This window comes from Termitidicoccus mucosus (genome assembly GCF_038725785.1).
Classification (GTDB): Bacteria; Verrucomicrobiota; Verrucomicrobiia; order Opitutales; family Opitutaceae; genus Termitidicoccus; species Termitidicoccus mucosus.
The window spans coordinates 917246-940637 of record NZ_CP109796.1 but is presented as its reverse complement, the minus strand read 5'-3'; the positions used below and the strand labels follow the sequence as shown (position 1 = coordinate 940637).

At 62.4% G+C, this 23392-nt stretch carries 9 protein-coding genes; all 9 read right to left on the bottom strand.

Translation table 11 applies throughout. From position 1 onward, the window contains the following. Positions 1 to 43: 43 nt before the first annotated feature. Complete coding sequence (locus OH491_RS03265; protein WP_068769347.1) at positions 44 to 2233, bottom strand: alpha-galactosidase; 2190 nt, start codon at positions 2231 to 2233, stop codon at positions 44 to 46. Between the two features lie 322 nt (positions 2234 to 2555). Further along, positions 2556 to 5924 carry an IPT/TIG domain-containing protein gene (locus OH491_RS03260; RefSeq protein WP_068769348.1) on the bottom strand — a complete coding sequence of 1123 codons (3369 nt, stop codon included), beginning with the start codon at positions 5922 to 5924 and terminating at the stop codon, positions 2556 to 2558. A 61-nt stretch (positions 5925 to 5985) separates the two neighbouring features. Then, entirely contained in the window at positions 5986 to 9063 is a 3078-nt protein-coding gene (locus tag OH491_RS03255) for a glycosyl hydrolase (protein ID WP_084441943.1), read from the bottom strand. Positions 9064 to 9082: 19 nt separating this feature from the next. Then, entirely contained in the window at positions 9083 to 14782 is a 5700-nt protein-coding gene (locus OH491_RS03250; RefSeq protein ID WP_068769350.1) for an autotransporter domain-containing protein, read from the bottom strand. A gap of 36 nt (positions 14783 to 14818) precedes the next feature. After that, positions 14819 to 18385, bottom strand: coding sequence for a TonB-dependent receptor domain-containing protein (locus tag OH491_RS03245; protein ID WP_334319138.1), 3567 nt, complete (start codon positions 18383 to 18385; stop codon positions 14819 to 14821). Positions 18386 to 18544: 159 nt separating this feature from the next. Next, a complete protein-coding gene (locus OH491_RS03240; RefSeq protein ID WP_068769352.1) occupies positions 18545 to 19657 on the bottom strand; it encodes a FecR family protein in 1113 nt (370 codons plus the stop codon). After that, a complete protein-coding gene (locus OH491_RS03235) occupies positions 19654 to 20250 on the bottom strand; it encodes an RNA polymerase sigma factor (RefSeq protein ID WP_084441945.1) in 597 nt (198 codons plus the stop codon). The genes OH491_RS03240 and OH491_RS03235 overlap by 4 nt, the downstream gene beginning before the upstream one ends. 824 nt (positions 20251 to 21074) lie before the next feature. Next, complete coding sequence (locus OH491_RS03230; protein WP_334319139.1) at positions 21075 to 21548, bottom strand: energy transducer TonB; 474 nt, start codon at positions 21546 to 21548, stop codon at positions 21075 to 21077. Positions 21549 to 21630: 82 nt separating this feature from the next. Continuing rightward, positions 21631 to 23289: a fucose isomerase gene (locus OH491_RS03225; protein ID WP_068769828.1), complete on the bottom strand. Its 1659-nt coding sequence runs from the start codon at positions 23287 to 23289 to the stop codon at positions 21631 to 21633. Positions 23290 to 23392 lie beyond the last annotated feature (103 nt).

Here is a 23392-nt window from a genome sequence, read left to right as displayed (position 1 = left end):
ATGTGGCGCGCAAATCAAATAATGCCGTGTGCCGGGGGTGGTATTATTTGCTGGCTGCCATTATTTCAAACACACCGCTCCTATATGCGCCTTTGACCGGAAATGCAACCCCTGCATCCATCAAATATTTTCCCGTAAAATGGCCTTTCATTTCCTTTATTTGGTAAGTGGCGCCAGGCAGCAGGCCGCGCAGCCTCACCAAGGGGCTGCGTCGCGTTCCGGACACGGTGTTCTCGGGGTACTCGGCCAGATTATATACAAAAACAACGGCGTTTCTGCCATCTGCGCTTGTATATTGGAGGATACTCCGGTTTTCATCATGAGGGGAAACCAGCCGGCTGGCGCCGCCTTTTTGCACGGTTTCTCGAATCCTTTTATATTGCGCGATTTTTCCCCTGGCCAGCCTTCTTTGACTGTCGTCCCATTTGGAGATATCGCAGCCCACCCCCAATACACCGGCCATGCAAACGTCGAATTTATATTCCAATGGCAGGCTCCGGCGGTGCCGGTCCTTCTCCGCGACCCACGTGACCATGGTGCAGGCGGGGAACAGGGCCAAATATGAATCGTGTATGAAAATCCGGTCAACGGGGTCGGAAATGTCGCTCGGCCAGTTGCAGTCAAAACGGGCCATCATGCCCGGGTCGATGCGTCCGCCGCCGCTGGAACAGTTTTCGAACCAGACGCCGGGAAACTCGGCGCGCAGGGTTTCCACCAGCCGGTAGAGGTTCTCCACATACCGGATGCGCACGGCCCGCTGCTCGCCGGCGGGGGCCGAGGGGAACCCTGCGTCGCTCAGCGCCTTGTTCGCGTCCCATTTGACGAACTTGATATTGTTTTCCGCCAGCAGGTCACGGAGGCTTTTATATAAATACTGCCACACGTCCTCGCGGGCGAGATTGAGCATGAGTTGAGGCCGTTTTCCGTGGTGGCGTTCGCGGTTGGGGAAATGCAGCACCCAGTCGGGGTGCGCCCGGTAAAGGTCGCTGTCGGGACTGACCATTTCCGGTTCGACCCAGATGCCGAAATCCAGCCCCATCGCATTGATTTTTTTTATCATGGGCGCCAGCCCGTCGGGAAACTTGCCTCTGTCCACGGTCCAGTCACCCAGTCCCGCGCTGCCGTCTTTGCGGCCTTTGAACCAGCCGTCGTCTATCACAAACATCTCCACGCCCAGCTCCGCGGCGACCTTGGCAAGGGCGAGTTGCTGCGCCTCGTTGACATCGAAGGTCGTGGCATACCAGCTATTATACAAAACAGGACGCAGCCGGTCACGCAGCGCAGCGGGCAGGATTTTTTCCCTCGTGTATGAGACCATCGCGGTGGTGACGCCGGCGGAGCCCTGTTCCGTATAACCGAAAAGCATCCGTGGCGTGGCGAAAGTTTGTCCGGGCTGAAGGTTTATTTCCTGGTCCCAGAAGTTGATGCCGCCTGCAATCTGCACTGTCCCTGAAAAGGATTTTTGAAAATCCACCCGCCAGTTGCCGCTGTAGCACAGTGTTCCGAACCACGCTTTCCCTTCATTCGCTCCGGTCTCGCCCTTGGGGCGCACCAGAAACGACGACGAACCGTATGATTTGAAATCCCGGACCTGCAAGGTCTTCACTCCCTGCGTAAGCTCGGTGGTCTGCGGCACAAGCTCGTGTCCCCACGCGCCCGAGTAATGTGTCAGCTCATAGATGTCCTTCGGCAGGAACATCGAGCCGGACAGCAGGTTCTCCACGCGAATCACGCCCTCTGCGCCGGTGTTGGCCACCTCCACCCATTTTTCGATCATGTCATATTCGGGCAGCGCGCGGATGAAAGAAGCGACTTCCAGTGGATAATATTTGTCGCGCTGGATGATTTTCAGCGTCTGGCTGCCGTCGATTTCCAACAATTCATGCGTTTTATATTCCAGCTCGATGTCGCGAACGCCATCCGGGAAAACCACCTCAAGCACGGGCATATCCGACACCTGGCCGCCGCGCACGGGGATCTCGGGACCCTGCGGTTTTGCCTGGCCGGCTGGCTGCAGCGAGTTTCCGAACCACAGGGCATTGACCTCGCCCCTGGGTGACACAGCCAGATGATAAACAGCCGAGCGGGTGAGGATGCCCCAGCTTTTGCCGTTCTCGCCGGCAATGATGACACCCTCCCGGGCGAGGCTGGAGGAGACCGGTGACAGCAGTGTGGCCAGGAAAAGAAATAACGCCGAGGGCGCAGATTTGCGGATCGTGGCTTTGTGTTTCATGAATGATAATGATATTAATTATTTGGTTCGTCGCCGTTTCTGATGTCTGAAAAAGCATATCTTTCACACCAAGGCACCAAGGCGCAAAGGGCGAAGAAATCATGAAAAGAGTTTTATTCTTATGAATTTCAATAAATTGATGACTTCAGCAGAATACCCTTTTGCTGTCTTTCTTTGCGCCTTTGTGCCTTTGTGTGAAAAATAGCCATTCAAAATAGCGAGGGCCCGCTCTCGAAAGGGTTTCGCAAACGAAGCATCCGCTGAAACAGGTTAGAAGCCTGCGCCAAACCTGTCGGTGGCGGGATGTCGTGCAGCATCCCTTTTAACGCCTGCACACGAAGGCACGGGTGGTGATAAGCGCGGCGAGGGCGGCGATGAACCACCAGCCGGGCGCGCCGCCGCCTCCACCTCCGCTGCCGCCACCCGTGCCGTTGCCGGGCGAATCGGAATTGCCTGTCAGTGGCTCGATGGAGAGCGTCGTGACGTCGCTGCCGTTATCAATGCGGCGGATGGCAGCGTTGCCGGTGTCGGCCACGTAGAGATAACCGTCCTCGGCCACGACGATGGAAGACGGATGGTCAAACAAGACATCGCCGGGATTGCTGTCCCTGCCGTCTTTAAAGCCGGCATAGTTGGAAAAGCCCTCGGGGTAGAGAGCCGTGTGGAAAACCGTGCCGGAGCGAATGGTGCGAATGTGCGAGTTGCCGGTGTCGGCCACGAACACCCACCCGCCGGCGTCCACGGCAACACCCTCGGGGGCATTGAAAGTGGCGGTGGTGGTTTTTGCGCCGTCGTTGTGGCCGGGGGCCACGAGAGGGCGTCCGGCGAAGGTGGAAACGCTGCCGGTAGTCATGTCAATGTAGCGGATGGCGTTGTTGCCGGTGTCGGCCACGTAGAGATTGCCGGCGACATCCACGGCGATGCCGGAAGGGGTGTTGAATTGCGCGGCGGGACCGCTACCGTTGGCGAAGCCGGGCACGGCGGCGCCGGCAATGATGGAGACAGCACTGTCAGCCGTGATTTTTTTGATCAGGTGATTGCCGGTGTCAGCCACGTAGATCTCGTTGTTTTGGTCGTGGGCGGCGACGGCACGGGGTTTGTTAAAGGCCGTGGAGAGGGTGGAGACCGCGCCGTCGGCGGTGACGAGGCGGATGGCATTGTTGCCGGTGTCGGCGACGACAAGCGCGCCGGCAGCGGTGATGGCGACGCCGCGCGGCTCGTTGAACAGCGCGGCGGAGGCGGCGCCGTCGGCATGGCCGGACACGCCGGACTGGCCGGCGAACACGACCGCCTTTCCGTCGGCCTGCGTGATTTTGCGGATGACGTGGGCCTGGGCGTCGGCGACGTAGAGGTCGGGGCCGGAGGTGCCGGAAGTGGCGGTGAGGCCGGCGGGGGCGGTGAACGTCTCGGCGAGGAGCCGAAGGGTCACGGTGTCGCTATAAACGTCCTCGGTGTGATTCATCGCGGCGTAGCGGTACTGCCAGCCGTTTTTGCCGGCGGTGTTGACGATGGAGAGGTGCGCGGTGTTTGCGCCTTGGTAATCGACGGAGCCGGGGATGTCGGCCCAGTCGCCGGAGCCGCCGCTGCGATATTGCCATTTGAAGGAGGGCGCGGGCACGCCGGTGGCGGATGCGATGAGATCGAGGGGATGGAGGCCGATGACGACGGGCTGCGTGGCGACGAGCGGGGCGAGTGCGGAGGGTTTTTCAGCGACGGTGTAGCTGCCGCTCATGGGGAGCGGCACGATGTCGCCGCCGGCGGTCTTGAGCGTGATGGCGCCGGCGGGCACGCCGGCGGGGACATTCACGACGATTTCCGTGTCGGTGTGCGAAACGAAGTTGGTGATCGCCATGTCGCCAAAGAGAACGGTGGCGACACCGGCGAGTTTCACGCCGGTGATGGTGATGGGATTGCCGGGCCAGATGGTCTCGTAAGAGATGGCGCTGACCGCGGGCGGAAGCGTGGCGGGGTCGGACAGGCCGCGGGTGATGCCATGGTCGGTGCGCACGACGAGGTCGGCGGGGTTGACGGGGTTGACGGCGGTGACACCGGCGGGGAGCGTGGCCTTTATTTCGGTGATGCTGTAGGTGGGGGAGAAAACGGCGGTCTTGCCGGCGACGAGCACCTCCTTGAGCGCGGTGAAGTTGATGCCGGTGATGGTGACGGTGTTGCCGGAGACGGCGGCACCGGTGACGGCGGGCGCCGGCAGCGGGGGCAGGTCGCAGGCGGCGCGGAAGGCATACGTGTCGAGCGGGCGGCTGAGGCGGTAGGCATTGGCGTATTGGGTATAAACGCCGACGTATATAAAGATGTGCTGTTTGCCGGCGGCCTCGTCCACGATGGAGCCGCCGGGGTGGTAACCGTCCTTGTTGCCTTTTTCGCCGTAGGTGCCGGCGGCACCGCCGAGGATGATGCCCTGGCGCTCGACGAGGTTTCCATCGAAGCGCCAGGTGGTGCCGCTGGCGAGCAGGTCAACGGGGTCGATGCTCCAGAGGTTTAGCGAGTTGTTGCATTGGGTGGGGTCGGTCGGGTCGGCGGGAAGCGGGTTTTCGGCGCCGTTGCCCCAGCGGGAGCTTTGTATCATTTCGATGCGGCCGGTGACCGGATTGTAGATGACATCGGGGGTGTCGTGCGCCTCGCGGGCGTTTTTGCCCTTGGCCTTCGCGGTGGCGCCGTTGCCGGCGATGTTGGTGCGCGCGGTGGCGAAGGTGACGGCGGAGAATGGCGCGCCGGGCGTGTGTTTATAAACATTCTGCGTGTAATAATATTTTCCGCTGGCGGCATCGTAGCCGGTGGCCTCGTTGTAATCGCGCCCGATGATGACCATGTGGCCGGACCCCCACGTGGCAAGGGAGGGCTCGACGTTGCGGGAGGCGGTGGCGTTGAGCCACGTTTTGATTTCCCAAGTTTCGCCAGCGTCGGCGCTGCGGGCGAGGAAGTTTTGCTTGTTGGAGCCGATGGTGGTCTCTTGGCCGAAGGGCACGACGAGGCCAAATTCGGGATGGCGGACCATGTTTGGGCCGGAATGGACGGCAGCGGTTGGCATGGCGGCGAGGGCATTGGGCTGCTCGCGCCAAGTCACGCCCCGGTCGTCGGAGAGATAGACGCGGCTGCGCGGGGTCTTGGGATTTTCATCCTGTTGTGCGGTGACGGCGACGAGACGGGCGGTGCCGCTGGTGGCGAGCTGGGTGGTGCCGCTGGCATAGGCCCAGGACATGGCGTGCATCCCTTGGTAGTCGTATTTGGTCGGTGTATCGTCGAGGTTGCGACCGAAGGGCGGTGCCGCATCCAAAACGTCGGCAGGTTGCCAAGTGGCAAAGTTGTCATCGGACCAGATGATGCGGCGGGCGTTGTCGGGATAGCTGGCGTAAGCGGAGTGGTCGAGGAGGTGCCGGATCAGCAACACCGTGCGTCCGTCGGGCAGGCGGGTGGCGATGGGCCAGCCCATGTGGCGGTAGCCGCTCGCCGGTCCGGTGAGCACGCGCTGAAGCTCAAGCGTGCCGTTGTCGAGCAGCGTCTGCGTGCGGGTTTGTTGCGTGCCGCTGAAGTCGAAATCAGTCAGCGTGGTATCGTCCATCGGCGCGGCAAACAACGCGGATGCCAGCGTGGCGAGGCCTGCGGCCAGCAGCAATGCTCGGGCTTTTGTGACGAACGCGGGGAGGTTGGCTTGGGGATTGGTTTTGGTTTTCATAATGATAGAATGTTTTTTCGGATGATTTCAGGCTGCCAATTAATAGTTTCGGTTCTTGCCATCACTCAGGCCGGGAAAAGGCCGCATGCACGCGGAACTCCAGCCTCGGCTCGTCCAGCAGGCCGGCGTCGGCCAGGACGGATTTTTTATTAAAATAATCCCACGTCGAAAAGGCCTGCCTTTGCCCCGATGGGCGCGGCTTGTTTTCGAGCAGCCAGCCGGGGAAGCGTCGCAGGGGCCGGCCCTCCACTTGATTGCCCGTGCTCCACTCGCAATCGTCGGGATAATCATTGTCGCCGATCAGCCGGTTCGCCCATGTGTTGGCCACTTCGATGCGAAGCTCGTTCTCGCCGGGTTTTATAAAACCAGTGACATCCACCTCGAACGGAGTATGCCAGAGCGTGGCGACGAACTTGCCGTTGACCGAAACAGAAGCCAGCTCTTTCACGACTCCGAGATTGAGGATGACGGACAGATCATCGGCGGCGGCGGTTTCGGGCAGACGAAATGTATTTGTATATATCGCGGTTCCGGAAAAATACTTTATGCGCTTGTCGTCAGAGCGAGTCCATGATTCGAGTTTGTCAAACTTGGTGGAGAACGGTTGTCCGACGGGCGGCTTGAATTCGACATTCCACGGCCCGCCTGGAACCAGACCGTCAGGCACCGCGTCGATGGCCGCGCTCAATTTACGGCCTGCGGCTGTTTGCAATTCAACGACCCCGGGGATGGAGGATTTGACTATCCAGCCATCCGCTTTTCTTTCCACCATAAAATCATCCGCAGGCAGCCGGGTGGTTACGGCGACGGCAAAATCATCCTGTGTGATTGTTTTTTCAAAGACTACAAACAGAGCCTGATTGGGTTTCAGGGACAGTGATACGTTTGCGCCGGTGTCTGTCGGGCGCCAGATGGCGACGGGGCGCACCGCTCCGGTTTCTGGATCCCAGGTTTCAGGAGTTTTGTTTTTTGCCCTCAGCGCAACATTCAGGTGTTTGGATTCCTCCCCGAGGTTGGAAAAATAAAAAATATCCACTCCGTCCGCCTGCCGGTGCAGCCAGCAGATGGAATCGTCCCGGTCCCGGCTGCCCTGAAATTCCACACTCGCCGGAACATTCAACCGACGCAGCGCCTCATCGACCGAACCGCCCCACAGCACTTTGCCTTTTTTGTATGAGTTTTCCCCCGTCTCCGGGAGCGGACCTTTCCCCCAGATGCGGTCGGCCAGTTCCTTGAATTTCTTTTCGTCTGCCGCGAAATCCAAGCTTGGCGCGGCCACCGATGGTTTTGGGCCGAACACAACCGCGCCGCGGGTCACGAGTTCCTCAATTTTTGCGAGCGCCTCCAGCGACAACGGCACCTGGTCCTTACCGGAAATGGCGAGCAAATGATATATCCGTCCGGTGGGGCCGGTCAGCCTGCCGTCTTTTATATTAACATGGTTGAGCAGGGATTTTTCCGAAATCACGTCGCCGCCCGGAACATAAACATCCATTGCGATGAAATCGGACACCTTTTCGCCCTGTTGCAGCAGATATTGCGAACGGGCCAGATAGGCGAGCCATGCCTTGCCAGGCTCATACCAAGTCTGGTTGCGCCCGAAATGCGTTCCCCAAGGTCCCATGCTCATGCCCGGTTTTATATGATCAGGAAATGGCTGGTGAACCCAGTGGTGCAGGATCATGCGGTTGATGCCCAGCGAAAAGGCGAGGTCGCCGCTGAACTTGAGTCGCGCGGGCGTCTCGCTCCAGCGGCTGTGCTCGCCCCGGCCCGAAAAAGCCTCGGCGCTTAGTATCGTTTTCCCGAAAAAGGGGATGGCCGAGCCGACCCGCCAGATGTCGAGTTCGTCCGCGCGACGGTGAAACCAGAACTCGGTGGTGGGCCGGTCGGACATGAACACGGCGTCGAAAGTATTAAACGGCCTCGCCACGTTGCCCGGCCCGGTGGCATAGGGCTCGCTTTGCATTTCCATGCCCGCCTCGTGGATCATTTTTTTGGGCAACTGGAAACTGTACTCGAGAAACATGTCTGCAACGGCCGCCTTCAAATCACGTTTGAACCCCTCGGCGGCCTCCTTGCTTTCAATCATGCGTCCCGCGAGGACGGGCAACCACGGGATGATGTCATAGCCCTTCCGCGCTTGAAATTCCTCCCGCATGAGCGGCGTCCAGTCCTGCCCGCCCGCCTCGTAACTGTCGAAATGAATGACTTTGAGGGAACGTCCGACATAGTCGCCGAGGTGTTTTTGCAACGGTTCCAGCACGCTTCGCATGTGGAGGGACATCGCGGCGGCGCTCATCTTGTCGGCCTCCAGCGCGTCGGTGTTCTCGGGCGCGGCGTTGGGCTTCGAGCCGGTCGGGGTGTGGCCGAAGCGGTATAGGGTGTATTTTCCCCTTGGTATTTCGCAGACCAGCCTTCCGTCGGGCCGCATTTTTCCGGTGATGTTTATAATATCGCCGGGCGCGGGCTCGCCGTCGGGCACGAGCAGCACGGCGATATCCTTGTAATGATTCATCTTGGTGGCGGGCTGGTCGAGAAAGCGGTCATACGGACGCGGGCCGGCGACCCGTGTTTCCGACCAGACGACGCGTTGCATGGCGTTTTCCGGTTTTATCCAGGGACCGCCGCTGACCGACCAGCCGATGCAATTGTGCAGGCCCAGCTCCAGACCAAGCCTTTGGGCTTCGGCGGCGGCATGGCGCAGCAGGGCGAGCCATTCGTCATTATAATATTCGACGCCGGGAGAATAGACATTGGCCACGGGCGCGAAGCGGCTCGTCCCCGCCGAGGTGATCTGGAATACGATCGCGCCGCCCACGCCGACGTTTTTCATGGATTCGAGATCCTTGGTAATGCCCTCTTTTGTGATATTATAACCCACCCACTGCCACATGGCGTGGGGACGCGCCCACGCCGGGGGAGCGCGAAATTCTGCCGGCGAAATGGCGGCAATGGGCGCGCCGACCAAGCCAGCGCAACCGAAGACAAACGACGCGGCTATAACCGGGAGAAAAACAAACAAAGTCAGCGGCAGGCATGCTTTGGGAGCGCGGCGGCGGGGCGAAGCGGTGCCGCCGCTTCGCTTCGACACAACGCGCTCAAAAGCCAGCCGGTCCGGTCCATGTCCATCCGTGTTCATCAGCAGATGTTTTCCTCACTCACCAGCTTTGCCGGAGCGTGGCGATGAAGGTGTCGCGGCGCGTGGCGTTTCTGTGATTTCCGAAGGGGATGTAGTTATAATCGTAGGACAGGGAGAAGAGCGTGGCCTTGGCGAGCATCATGCGGATGCCCAGGCGGGCGATGATGGTGCTGTCGTCATACTTGTCGCCGCGAATAGGCAGGCGGGTATCGGGATACTCGACGAGGGTGGCCTGGAGATCCGTCCTCTTGTTATGAAGGTTCTGACGCCAGCCGAGGCCGAGGTCCACCATGCCAGGAAGTCCCCAAGGCAGTTTGATTTCCTTGCTGCCATCAATCCTCAGCACGGCTTGCAGGGAGTCGGTGCGGATGTCGCCCAGCCGCACGGCGCCCGTCCCGGACTCGGTGTGGTCGTGGAAGGAAAGGGTGGTGTATTGGAGGCCGACGGAGGGCCTGATGGTGCTCTCGGAGAAAAAGGCGAACGCACGGCCCGCCTCCAGACTGGCGCCGATGCTGTCGAGGTCGTAGGAGCCGGTCACATTGTGGCCGAGCGGGTCGCGCCGCGCGGTGTCCGCGCCACCGGTGGCATAGGCGAGGTCGGCGGCCATGTAATAGTTGCCGCGGCGAAGCGCGGCATACACGCCGAAGACAGGCAGGTCGATGTCGGTGGTGGCGTCGTTGGCGGTTTCCAGCCGCGTCATGGAGTAGCCGAGGTAGCCGCCGAGCATGAGGTTTTTGCGGGAGAGCCAGTCGTAGCCGAGGACGCCGGCGTAGGTGTTGTCGGTGTAGCCGAGGTATTCCTTGTCGCTTTCGTGCTCGGCAAAGGTGCCGATGCCGCGGAACCACCAGGCGCTTGCAGGGCCGGAGGGGGCTTCGACGCCGGAGAGCGGAGCGAGGAAGGCGTCGTTGAGATGGGAATAGACGGCGTCCATCGAGGCGCGCATCGCGTCGAAGCCGGCGGCGATGTCCTTGCCGGGTTCGAGGGCCATGTCGTAGGCGGTGATGCGCAGGAGGTTTCCGTCAATGATGTCCACCGTCATGAACATGCCGTCTTGGTTGGCGTCGTAGGCGGGCAGGCTGGCGATGCCGCCGTAGGCGACAACGGCATTGTGGACGCCGGTGGACAGGCGGCCGCCGAGGCGGACCTCGCCGCCGTTGGCGAAGTCCAATGTGCCAGAGAGGGCGATGGAGCTTATGCGCCAGCCGGAGCCGTAGGCGGTGGAGCCGAACACGAGCGAGCCGCCGTCCACGAGCAGGTTGCGCCCCAACGTGCCTTGAACGGACGTTTCCAACCTGCCGCCATCCTGAACGGCGATGTCCGCGCCCGCCCCGCCGAGCGCGCCGGTGGTGGCGGCGGTGACGCGGGAGCCCGCGCCGACGACGAGGGTTTTGAGCGCGTTTTGTCCGGCCAGGGTGAGCGTGCTGTCAGTGAAGAGCACGCGGTCGCCGGTGAGGATCGCGTTCACCGGTCCGGACGGGACACCGCGGAACTCCAGCGTGGAGCCGTCGCGGATGTTCACGGTGCCGGCGGCGGACTCCGCGCGCCGGGCGATGGCGAGCGGAGTGTTCACCTCCAGCCTGCTGTAGCCGTTGGCATTGGAGAGGGCCACCGTGCCGGTGCCGTCGAGGACCACGGTGCCGCCGCCGATGTTGCCGGAAAATTCCACGCCGCGTCCATTGGTGGCGATGGTGAGCGTGCCCGAGCCGGCGGCGATGGCGTTGGGGATGTCGAGACCGTCGGCTTCGATGGAAAGCACTCCGTTTGCGGTGGCGACGGTCAGCGCGCCCTCGCCGAGCGCGGCGTTGCCAGCCAGGCCGAGGGCGCCGGCTTGCAGGATGAGGCCGCCGGCATGGCTGCTTGAGCCGGTGAGCGTCCACTTGCCGGAGCCAGCCTTGCGCACCGCACCGCTTCCGCTGAAGCTCCCGGCAAACGTCTCGCCGGCGGGCGCCACGGTGTAGGTGAGCTCCGCGTCGCCGAGGGCGATTTCGCCGGTGCCGGAGAGATTGGAGATCGACTGGTTGTGACCGTCGAGATCGAGCGTCGCGCCGGAATCGACGACGATGGCGGACTGGGCGCCGTTTGTGAGCAGGTTTTCCGCGCCCACGCGCAACACGCCGGCGCGCGCGGCAAGCGTGCCGGAAAAGCTGGAGAGGTTTGTTTCGAGCACCACCGTGCCCGCGCCGGCCTTGGCGAGCGTGGCGTCCGCCGCGCCGGCGAGCGTCCCCTTGAGCGCCAAGGTGTGGCCGCCGCTGTCCATGACGCCGGTTTTTCCCGCTGCGATGGTGATGGCGTCGTCGAGCACGACATCCGCCGCGGCGCGCAGCGTGGCGGAGTCGGCGAAGGTGATGCCGGTGGAGCCGGAGGTGGTGAGCTGATCGCCGCTGCTCACCGCCACCACGCCGCCGGCGAGGTCGATGCCGCCGAGGAAAGTGTTTTTCCCGTTCGCGAAGGTGAGGACACCATTCCCGGTCTTGGTCAACTTGCCCGTGGCATCGGTGAAAAGGAAACCGCCCGCGCCGTCGTCCTGCACGTTGCCCGCCGAGGCGTGGATGCCGCCGCCGGTGAAGGTGTAGTCCGCGTCGCCGCCAACCGTCATGTCGGCCACGCGCACCTCGGCACCGCCGACGAGGATGCTTTGGTCGGCGGCACCGGCGAAGAGCACGCGGTCGCCGTAGCTGTATTGGTTGACGGAGCCGTTGTCCGTCCAGTTGGTGCCGGCGAGATTCCAGGTGGAGCCGCCGCCGCCCGTCCATGTCATCACGCGGGATTGGTCCGAGGTCATGACCAGTTGCAGCACGCCGCCGTTGTCGGATAGCGAGGCCGAGATGCGTCCACCGGCGGGCAGTACCATGTCGCTGAGCGTCACACGGCCGTCGGCGGCGAGGTCCGTGAGGTTGCCAAGGTTGAAGGTGCCGGTGGCAAAGGAAGTGAGGTCGATGATGTTGGCACCGCTGATGGCGGAGACGCCGGTGTCGAGAATGCGGTCGCTTTTCCGCCAGCCACCGGTGTCGGCAGTCTTGAACAAGTCCATCCGCAACACCGCGCCGCCGGTCAGCGCAAGATTGTGGACGGTGAGCGTCCCGGATTGCGCGGTGTTCAGGCCGGCCGCCAAGATGCCGCCGGAGACGACCCTGACGGAGCCGCCTGCGCCTGCCGCGCCCACGCCGGCGAGGGTGGCGCCGGAGTTTATGGTGATGGTCCCGCCAAGCACGGCGTTTGCCGCCAGCGTCACCGAACCCTCGTCCACTGCGAACGCGAGGGTGCTGGCCGAGTTGTTGCCGGTGAGCAACGCGGCGCCAGCGCCGGTCTTGCGCAGCGTCGCACCCGCACCGCCGGCGGCGAGCGTGCCGCCGTAGGTGAGCGCACCGCCCCCGTCCACCTTCAACTCGGCGGTTTTGCCGGCGGCGACGGTCAGACGTTCCGTCAGCGTGCCGGTGACAGTGGAAATTGCGCGCAGCGTGCCCGAGTCGGAAAACACGATGCCGGTCGTGCCAGACCCGAGTTGCGCGGCGCGGTTAAAGGTGACCATGCCGCCGGAGATTTCGATGCCGCCGTGGAAGAGGTTGGCGGCGGTGTTGGCGAAGACGAGTTCGCCGACGCCGGACTTGACGAGTCTGCCCGTGGGAGTGAAGGCGGGGTTGCCGGCGACGGCACCGGCGTCGGCCTCAATGCCGCCCGCGCCGCGAAACTCGTAGCGCTCCATCCCCGTGACCTCCATGCCCGAAACGGTGACTCCGCCCGCGCCGATGGTGATGACGCGGTTGGCGGGGTTGGCGGCGTCGGCCACGCCGTCGAAGACCACGCGGTCGGCGTAAAAGAAGCTGCTCACGCCGGAGCCGGCGTCGTCGATCCAGTTGTTTTGCGCGCCGGCAAGGGTCGACCACTGGGCGCCCTCGGCGCCGGTCCATTTCATGGCGAGGTTGTTGATGGTGGTGAGGGTGGCGACGAGGGAGTTGCCGGCGAGGGAAAGCGCGGCGTCGCTGCGGGGGCTGTTGGCCACGCCGGCGACGGTGAGGGAGAAGTTGCCGAGGGAAATGGGATTGGAGATGGTGCCGGAGGTGGAGGTGGCCGTGCCCGACCATTCCATGAGGGTGAAGGTGCCGGTGGCCAGCAGACCGAGGTTGATGGTGGCGGAGCCGGAAAGGGCGAGAGTGCCAGTGACGGCGAGCTTGCTGGCGGAGCCGCTGGCGAAAAGGTCGTGGTTGAAAGTGACGCCGGTGCCAGTGGTGACGTTGCCGAGGACGTAAAGCGTCTCGGCGTCGACGGCGGTGTCGGTGCCGAGGGTGAGGCTCGCGCCGTTGGCGAGCGTGAGGCTGGTGCGTCCCGCGAAGACGGTGTCGTTTTGTTTGTGCGTGACGAGCGTGCCGGAGCCGCCAAACGTTGCGCCCGACGCCACTGTGATCACACCGCCGAGCGAGGCGTTTTGGTTGCCGAGAAGGAGGGCGCCCGTGCCGACGTTGACGGTGCCTTGGAAATAGGAGTTGTCGGCGTGGAGGATGAGGCGGCCCGCGCCGGCAGCACCGGTCCCGGTGAGTTCGAGGAGGGCGGCGGTGCCGCTGGCGTCGAGGGTGGCGATGGAGTCCCAGGCAAGGGGGTTGCCGGGCTGGCCGATTTGGACGGTGACGCCGTCGGCAATTTCAAAGTGGAGGCGGGTTTTGGCGCCGGAGCCGGCGGTGGCCGGGTTGGGCATGGAGATGTAGAAGCCGCCGCCTTTGGCGACGGGGGTGAAGGTGCCGGAGCCGGTGGCATCGGCGTGGGAGACGTCGGCGAGGTCCAGGTCGACGCCCTTGGCCCTGTTGCCGGAATAGACGAAGTTGGTGATGGGGGCGGTGCCGGTGTATTTGAAGAGGATACCCTCGGTGGTCTCAACGGTGTTGGAGTGGTCGGCGATGGCGCCGCCGTAGCCGGCGAAGTTGTTGGACATGTCAACGATGTCGTAGAATTCGAGAGAGTAGCGGGTGCGGGTGCTGACGACGCCACCAGCGCGGCGAGCCCAGTTGTCGTTGAACAGGGAGTCGCGGAAGATGCCGATTTTCATGGAGCCTATGTTGGTGGCGATGGCACCGCCGTAGCCGGCGTTGGCATTGCCCATGAGGGAGGTGCCGACGACGTTCCAGCCGTGGGCAAAGTTGCCAATGAAGGTACCGCTGGTGACGGTGATGTTGCCGGCGCCGTAGATGGCACCGCCATAACGGCCGCTGTTGCGCTGGAAGAGGACGTTGGACAGGGTCATCACGGAAGCGGAGGCGGCGCGGATGGCGCCGCCTCCCTGGCCGGCGCCGACGTTCACGCGCTGGGCGGTGTTGTTGAGGAAGGAGACGTTGTTGAGTATGAGGTTGGCGCCGGCCATGCCGAGGTTGAAGACGGAGCCTTCGGCCTCGACGGAGTTGCCGTCGAACACGACGCGCCCCGTCGTGCCGAGCGGCTCGATCCGGATGGTATTGACCACGCCCTGGCCAAAGATGCCGCCGCCGACATTGCCGGTGACGGTGTTATTGGCGACGGTCACGGTGACGCCGTCGGCAATGCGCCAGACGGTCTCAGCGGAGACTTGTTGCGTGAGGGAACCGACGGCACCGTCGTAGAGGGTGTCCGAGTAGAAGTCGTAGGTGCCATTGACGGGCAACTGCGTTTGCGCCGGGAGCGCGGGGAGAAACGCCGCGACTGCCAACAGGAGCACGAACGCGCGGAGAAGAGGGGAGGAATCTGTGTGTTTCATGAAAGGAAATACTTTCTGCCTGGCGGTCAAAACGGATTAAAAAGTTCCCTTCACGCCGATGGAGACGTAGGAGGCGGCGACGCGGCGCTGGTAGTTCCAGGCATATCGCGGGGTATCGGAGGCGCGGCGGTAGGTGATGATGTCATCCGCGAACACGTCGCTGCAATTGGCGAAAAGGGTGAAGGCCCGCGAGAGGCTGTATTCGGCGGTCACGCTCCAGCGGGTGTGCGGAGCCTGATAATCAAAGGTGTCCGGCGGCATAAGGCTGGCGGTCTCCGCGCTGGTGGTGGTGCGCACGGGGCGCCGCACCTTGGTCTCGGCTTGGTAGGCGCAGGAAATGCGCAACGAGAAGCGGGGGCCGAAGTAATTGACGCCGGCGGAGAAGGCGTCGGGGGCGAAGCCCATGAACTCCTCCGCGTTCGGCCCGGCGACCTTCAGGTGGGTGTAGTTCAACCAAACCTGCGTTTTTTGCAGCCACCGGGGCAGGAAGAGCAGATCCTGCCGGTAGCTGAACTCGAAGCCGGTGAGGTTGGCGTCACCAGCGTTTTCCTTGCGGCTAAGCTCAACCCTGCCCATACCCGTCTCCGGGTCCCTTCCCGCATCCATCAGGGCTTCGATGTCGGACTGGGTAATGCCCAGCTCGAGGAGTTCCGCCTCCATGCCATCAACCAAATCAAACACTCTGGTGGCAAAAAAGTTGGAGACATATTTGCGGTAAACGCCAATGGAGCCGAAACCGCCCTTGAAGAGATAGGAATCGAACGAGAGGTGGAAGCTGTCGGCGGTCCACGGCTCCAAGCCCGGATTGCAGACCGAAATGCGGTAGGCAGTCGTGCGATCGTCATCAAGCTCGGGGATGGTGACGCCGGAGACGATGTCGTTCACGTTGGGGCGTCCGATGGTGCGGGCGTAGGCGGCGCGGGCGATGAGGTTGGGGTGGAGGGCGTAATTGAGGTTCACGCTGGGATAGATGCCGTCGTAGCTCTTGCCCAGATGGAGGGCGCGGACTTGATACTGGCGCCGGTAGAGCTCATCGCCCTCGGGGTATTGCAGGTAGCCGCCGTTGATCTCGTCCCTGATGCGGTTGCCGTTTTCGTCGCGCATCCATTTGGCGTTGTTGTCGGTGCGGCCGACCCAGCCGTCGGTCGCGGTGCGTTCGTAGCGCGCGCCGAGCACGGCGTGGAGGCGGTTGCCGAAGAGCCGCAGGTCGGCGCGAAGGTAGCCGGCAGCGATATCCTCCCGCATTAGCTTCGAGTTGTTGGCGCGGTTGCTGTAATTTTCGTAAGCGTTGTTGGAGTAGGGGGTGAAATACTCGGGGTGCTCCTGGGTCAGCGTCCACACTTTCACCGGACTGAGCCAGCGGACGGGCACGCCGCCGATGGGCGAATCAATCGAGTCATCGATGAGGTCGTAGTGATAGACATAACGCGGGTCGTCGGTAAAGACACTCGCCATCGGATGGCCATTGCTTCTGGTTTTCATACGCCAAGTGGGGAGCTCGCGCTGGTTGTCGCGCTCCTCGCGGGAGAAGGCGGCGCCGGTGCGAAGGGAGAAGAAGCGGCTGAAAACGCGCTCCGCGTCGAAGCGGCCCTGGTAGGTATCGGTGATGTAGCGTCCGTATTCCTCCATGCGGACGAGGTTGAGGAAGTAGTCGTCGCCGTCGTAGGGATCGACGGGAGTGCCGTCGCTCTTGGTGGCAACGGTGACGGTAGGCAGGATGCTGTCGGTGGTGTTGATGCCGGTGCCGACCATGTGGAAGCGACCGACGCCGTCGGCGTTGCTGCCGGTGCCGTAGCCGGAGGCATAACCGCGACCGCGGTTGGAGCGTAGGCGGGTGGCGCGGGACAAGGAGGCCTGGCCGTCGAGGTTCCACAGGGGGCCGCGGTGCTTGTAGCGGAGGGTTAACTGGTCGGTGGCGGTTTCGAGGTTGTAGTTGAACGGGGCGTTCTGGCCTTCCTGAAAGGTTCCGGTGGCGCCATTCTGGCTGTAGAGTGTTCCAGCGTTGTTGTAGGTCGGGCGATTGCCGGTGGTCGTGGCGGGATCGGCCCCGGCAGGGATATTGGAATTATAAACCGGGTCTAAGTTATTGGCTGATCCGTAGCTTATATCGATCCGATTAGTCGTATACTCCTCGGAGACCTCGCGATGCTGGAAGGTGAGAGCGAGCGTGTCGCGCCGGGACAGGCGCACCTCCATGCCGGCCGACACGTTTTCCGTGCTGGTGATTTTCGCGGTACGCTGCCAAGTGGCAGTGTTCAGGGTGATGGGATAATCGCCGTGGTGGACGGCCGCTCTCTGTGCATCGGTCTCTTCCTTATACCAGCCATTCCCGTCCCATTCAGCGGCCCTGGTGAAACGAACGCCTTCCCAGAGGTTCCAGTCTGCGGTTTCCGTCAGCACGCCATTGGGGAGTTGTTTCCAAGACTTGGAGAAGCCCGCGCTGAAGGCGAGGCGCTTGCTGACGGGGACGACCGCACTGAGACTGAAGGAGGGCTGCTTGCGCGCGACGCGAAGCTGGGGAATCGCCGCCTGCGGACTCTCGCCGGAGAAGGAGAGGTCGTCGTTGGTGGCGAGGTTCATGGTGAGCGTGTAGTCGAGGCGGGGCTTTTTGATGCCGAGCAGGCCCTTGGAGACGAGGTTCATGGAGCCGCCGAGGCCGGAGGCGGGCCTGTCGGGCGTGGGTACCTTGGTGATTTCCACACGCTCGATGTTCAGCATGGGCACGTCTTGGAGGGAAAGCTCGCGCCCGCCGGCGCGCGCCACGTCGTCGATGCCGGTGCTGGCCACGTTGCCGCCGTCGAGCTGGATGTTCGACATGTTGGCCGGGAAACCGCCGAGCGAGAGCTGGCTGGCGCTCTCGCCATCGTCGATGATGGACACACCGGGCAAGAAGCGGACGTAGTCGCCGATATTCTCGAAGCCCTGTCCGGGCAGTTCCTCGAGGGCGAGGACATTGGAGATGCTGGCGGCGTGGCGCTGTTCGTTCATGGCGATGGCCTGCGCGCTCATGGCCGAGTCGGCGACGACGGTGAATTTTTCCAATATGATCGTGTCGTCATCCTTCGCGGCGGCGGTTTTCACCGCGCCCTCGCGGAGGAGCGAGAAATCGCAGGTGGCGGTTTTTCCCGCCTCCACGGTCACCACGGCGGTGCGCGGGTCAAAGCCCAGATAAGAGACCACCAATGTGGTCTCGCCGGCGGGAATATCCGCGAACAGAAAACGCCCGTCGTCGTCGGTGAGCGTTTCCTGCCACGTGCCCTTGATGGCCACCCTCGCCCTGGCAACGGGCAGGCTGTTGGTGGAATTATAGACCGCGCCCTCGATGCCGCCGGCGGTGGCTTGCGCGCTTTTTTTTGGGCGCACGGTCAGCGCGTCAGTCTTCGCGTCCTGCTCGACGATGAGGTCCGTGTCCGCAAGCATGATTTCCAGCGCCTCGCGCGCAGTGTATTCGCCCTTGACGGGCTTGGTGCGCACGCCTTGGACGATCTTGGTCGGGACAAGGACATCCACGCCGGACAGGCGGGAGAGTTTTTTGACGGCGCTTTCCACCGAGTCGGCCGGCAGGTCGAAGACGTGCTTGGTCGTCGCGCCTGTGCCAGCCAAAAGGCAGGAGCAGGCAAAAAATGTGAATAAAAAAGCAAAGCCCCTGACAAGGGGCGACTGGGGGGTGGTCATACTGATGCAGACGCCCCGGCGGAAAAAATCCGGCACGAGAAAATTGATTTTTCTCCGCCAATGCCTTGCACCTCGCAAGACACGAGGCTACCGCCGCGTCCTGCGCAGGATAATCTCGGCGTCCCGATGCTCGGCCTCGATGCCCATGCTCAGGCCAAGGACACGCACAAACGCCTCGATATTGTCGGCGCGGAAGAACCCGCTCACCGGCTCCGCCGCCAGACCCGGCGACGCCGGATCCAGCACCAAACGCACGCCTGCACTCCCGTCCGGCAAATGCGAGGAGCGATTGATCAGCGCGACGGCCTCCGCCAACGGCGTCGCCGAAAATTCCAGTCGCGGGATGCGCCAGGCCAGGCGCTCGTTGAGCTCCGCGGACGTGACCGGCGTCACAACGGGCGCGGACGCCTCGGGCGCGGTTCCCACGACGACACGTTCGTGCGCGCCGAGCATCATCACGGAGAGAGCGGGAATGGCCGGCGGCGGCGCGATGGTTGCAGCCGGGGACGGCGCGACAGCCGCGCCGGCTGTATCCGCCAACATCAGCGCGGGCGCGTCCGTCGTCGCGGGCGCCGCCGGCGGTTTCTCCACTGCGACGCGGCCCTCGGTCACCAAGACCTCCACTTGCGCCGCGCCGAGTTGCACGGCAAACGCCGTGCCGACCGCGCGCACCTCCATGCCGCCCGCCTCGACCACGAACGGACGCGGCTGCCCTTTCGCAACCTGAAAATGCGCTTCGCCACTCGCCAGCACCACGCGGCGCGCCACCTCGTCATAGCGCACGTCAATGACGGCACCCGGCTTGAGCTCCACCGTCGAGCCATCCTCAAGCATCCGGCATTCAGGCTGCATCACCACCACGCCCGATGGCGGCGGCGAGCCTGATGGACGCAAGGCGGCAAACGCAAAGATCACGACGGCGCATGCAACCGCAGCCACGGCGCGCACGCGACGCGCGCGTCGGTGTTTCGCGCGGGTTTGAAGCTCGCGCATCATCGCATCCCGCGCGCCCGCGCGTCCTGGCCGGTCAAAGGTCGACCAGGCGCGCGCGTAGTGCTCAAACGCGGCCTTGTGACGCGCGTCCGCGTCCAGCCATTGCCCAAGCTCCGCCGTCTCCGACGGGGACAACCCGGCGTCGCGCCGGGCCACCCAGCGGGCGGCGGCGGCGGAAACGGCCTCGGTGTCGGCGCGATTGCTCATCGGTTGTCGCGTTTGTCCGGCCACGGCTTGATCACGCCGCGCCGGACGAAGAACGCCTCCATGCGTCGGATGCCGCGATAAACCTGCTCCTCGACGGTGCCCTCGGCGATGCCAAGACGCGCGGCGACCTCGCGTTGGGAAAGATGCTGGAATTTGCGAAGGATGATGATTTCACGGCAGCGGGCAGAGAGCGAGTCGAGTGCCTCCGCCAGCAACGCGATCTCATCGCTGGTGGCGGCAGCCTCGGCGGCATCCCTGCATTCATCCATGACGTTCAACGCGGCCAAATCCGGCACGGCAATCATCGGGGATTTTTTCCGGTGACGGAGCGTGTCGAGCGCGAGGTGCCTGGCCACGGTGAACAAAAACGCCTTGGCCGACTTGATCGGCTGCGCCACGCTTGCCAGCCAGATGCGCAGGTAGGATTCCTGGGCGACGTCCTCGGCATCAACCGTGGGAAACGAGCCGCGCAGGTAGGATTTGAGCTTTGCGTCATGGGCGTGCACCTCGTCCCTGAACCATTGTGATTTTTCCACCGGCATGTCCGCGCAGGGCGGCACGCTGAATGTGGATTCACGGGAAGAGGAGCTCATGGGGGACAAAAGGCTTCGTTTTTTTATTGAACAGAAGGAAACAAAGGGGACGAAGAATGCCTTCTATGATTGTTGTTTTCTTTGTGTCCTTCGTTTCCTTCTGTTCAAATTATTGGTTCGGTTTTTCACAGCAAAGGCGCGAAGGGACGCGAAGATGCGCGAATAATAATAATGGTTTTCCTTGCGGAACTTTGCGCGGCTTTGCTTCTTTGCTGTTTAATTTAATGGTTCGTTTTTTTTATTTGACCACGGATAACACGGATTATCACGGATAAGAGAAAGATTGGGAAACCGTTGGTTTTATCCGTGTTCATCCGTGAAATCCGTGGTTAGATTTAAAGGTTTGGAAATGGTATAATAAACAATCGAGGAGGGCGGCACGTGGAGGCGCGAGGGGTGTCATGGCGATTTTGACCAATGCCAGCGGAACCTGAAGGGATTCTCTGGCGAAATTATGGAGTAGATGGAGAAGAGAGGGGCGGAATAAAGAACTGGGCGGGGAGCGATGAAAGCGATGCGCAGTAGAGGAACAAGATGGATATCAAGGTTCTTTTTTAGAACCTTATTGGCATGCAACATATTCTTTTTAAATTTGTTAAATATGCATCGGCACCGCATGAAATCCGATGCCGATGTTCCGATGCCCTTGGAGTCATACCAATTCCCGATGATAACTATTCTTTCGATGGAGGACCGAGCTCCCGCGAGGCCGTCGCCGAAAAACGTCGCGTCCGACCGCGACGGCCTCGCGGGAGCTCGGCCCTCCAAAGTCCAATCCATTTCGCAAGTGGAGTTGGATGATTGGAAGATGCGAGGGGCTGTGTTTAGCGGTAATCGGGGTTGAGCGTGAAAGTAATCGGGACTTGCAGGCGGCAGTTGGCGGGCTTGCCGTCTTTTTGGGCGGGAGTAAAACGCCATTCCCCGACCGCATCCATAGCCGGCGCTTCAAAATCTCGGTGTGTGGAGCGCACGACCTCAACATCGCGGACGGTTCCGGTGGAATCTACCATGAATTGAAGTATCACTTCGCCGGAAATACGCGCCCGTTTCATTTTAAATGGATAAACTGGAGGACGACGGCGTCCTACTACTTTGGGCTTAACATCAGTCTCTGCTAGAGAGTAAATCTCACCGGGAACAGAGACGTTTTGGGCGGGTGGCGGATTCTTTTCCGGGGATGCGGGCGTCTGGCAGCCTGCCAGTGCGCAAATGAGGGCGAGCAACAGGCTCGCGAGGACAAGCGGGGTTTGGGTTTTCATGCGAAAGGCAGACTGGTTCGCGCAGTTTTGACTGTCCATGAAAAAGCCGGGGCGCATCTCGCGTCCCGGCTTCGTTTTGGGTCAAGGTTGGTTCTGTCGAGAACTGCGGTTCGCCGCCGGTTCAGAACACTTTTCCGTCGGCCTTGGTGCCGCAGAGGCTGACTTCGAGGCCGAGTTCGGCGGCGAGGGCGGCCTTGGCATACATCGCGAGGTCGGCGTCCCTCGCGCTCTTCGCGTAGGCGACCTGGATATGGTTGGCCTTGTGCCGGGCCATCATCTGGTCGCGGGTCACCCCGTAGGTCACGGCGTGCATGATGGGCCAGACCTTTGAGGTGGCGTCCCAGCGGCGCTGCGTCTCCTCGTCGGGGAGCTTCACGACCTTGGCGCGGCCGAGGTCCATCTTGAGCTTGCCGCCTTCCACGAAGATGCGGCTCCAGACGATTTCGCCGGGCTTGGCGATGCCGCGGAGGGTCGCGCCGCCGAGACGGAAATACATCTTGTCCTGGCGGTGGCCGTCGCTGCCGGCCCAGCCGCCGATGTGGTGCTCGGCGGGAGCGGCACCGGAGATGAGGTAAACCCACACGTAGTCGTCGGTCGTGCCGCTCTTGTCCCAATCGCCCCAGCGCAGGTCGTGGAGCGTGTTTTCCACGGGCTGGCCAAGGGCCTTGTGGACGCGGTTGGTGAGGAGGCCGTCGAGCCCGGCGCATTCGTCCACCTCATTGAAATGCGTGATGGGGTCGCCGGCGCGGATGACCTGGCCGGCGGTGTTTTTGACCGGCGGTCGGTCGGAGCTGTTGAGCGTGCCTTCGACGAGGTCGGAGGCGGGGATGAGATCCTTGAGGCCCTGCTGGTATTGGATGCCGATGGCCTCGCAGCCGAACTCGTCGGCGATGCGGCAGGCGGCGACATACATCTTGCACTGCTGGAGGACTTGCGCCTCGGTCAGCTCGTTCTCCTCGTCGGTGCCGAAGTGGAAGGTGAAGCCTTTTTGTTTATACCAGTCGAACACGGCCCGGGCCTCGTCGTCGGACACCTGCGTGGCGGCGTAGTAGAGGGCGGACTGCGAAAGGCGCTCCTTGTAAACGCCGGTCTGGAAGAGGAGTTCGTCGGGGATGATGGCGTTATACATGCCCATGCAGCCCTCGTCGAACACGCCGATGATGGATTTTTTCGTGCGCAGGTCGGCGGCGATTTTTCTGGCCAGGACGCGGGCTTTTGACGGGACAGCGCACTTGGCGAGCGAGCGGACGTGGGCGGTCTTGTGCCTGCAAACGCCGGTGGAGAGCCACTCGGAGAGTTTGCCGAGGAAGTAGGCGTCGTCGAAGTTTTCGCTCCAGAGCGTGGAGTATTTCACGCCGGCCTTGGTGAGGCCGCCGTTGAGGTTGAGCATGCCGACGAGGCCGGGCCACTGGCCCGACCAGTTGGCGACGGTCAGGATCGGCCCCTGGTGGGTGATGAGGCCGGGAAGCACGTGGTGCGAGTATTGCCAGACGGATTCGGCGACGATGACGGGGGCCTTCGGGTCGATTTTGGCGAAGACTTCCAGACCTTCCTTCTGGGAGGCGATGAAGCCGTGCTTGAGCGCGGGCTTGTACGGATGCGCGCGGACGAGTTTGCCGCCGAGCGAGGCGACAGCCTGGGCGAGCTGTTTTTCCATGGCGGCCTGCGCGGGCCAGCAGGTTTCATTGGCGGACTGGCGCAGGTCGCCGCTGGCGACGAGCACGATGGTTTTGGCCTTGGCGGGCTTTTTCGATTTGGGAGCGGGCTTGGATTTTTTCATGGTTTCGGGTCGGAAGAAAAACGGATGAGGGAAGGGCAGGGGATAGATAAAATTGACGGATAACGGATCGTGAGGCGGCGAGGTGAAGCGCATAGACTACCAG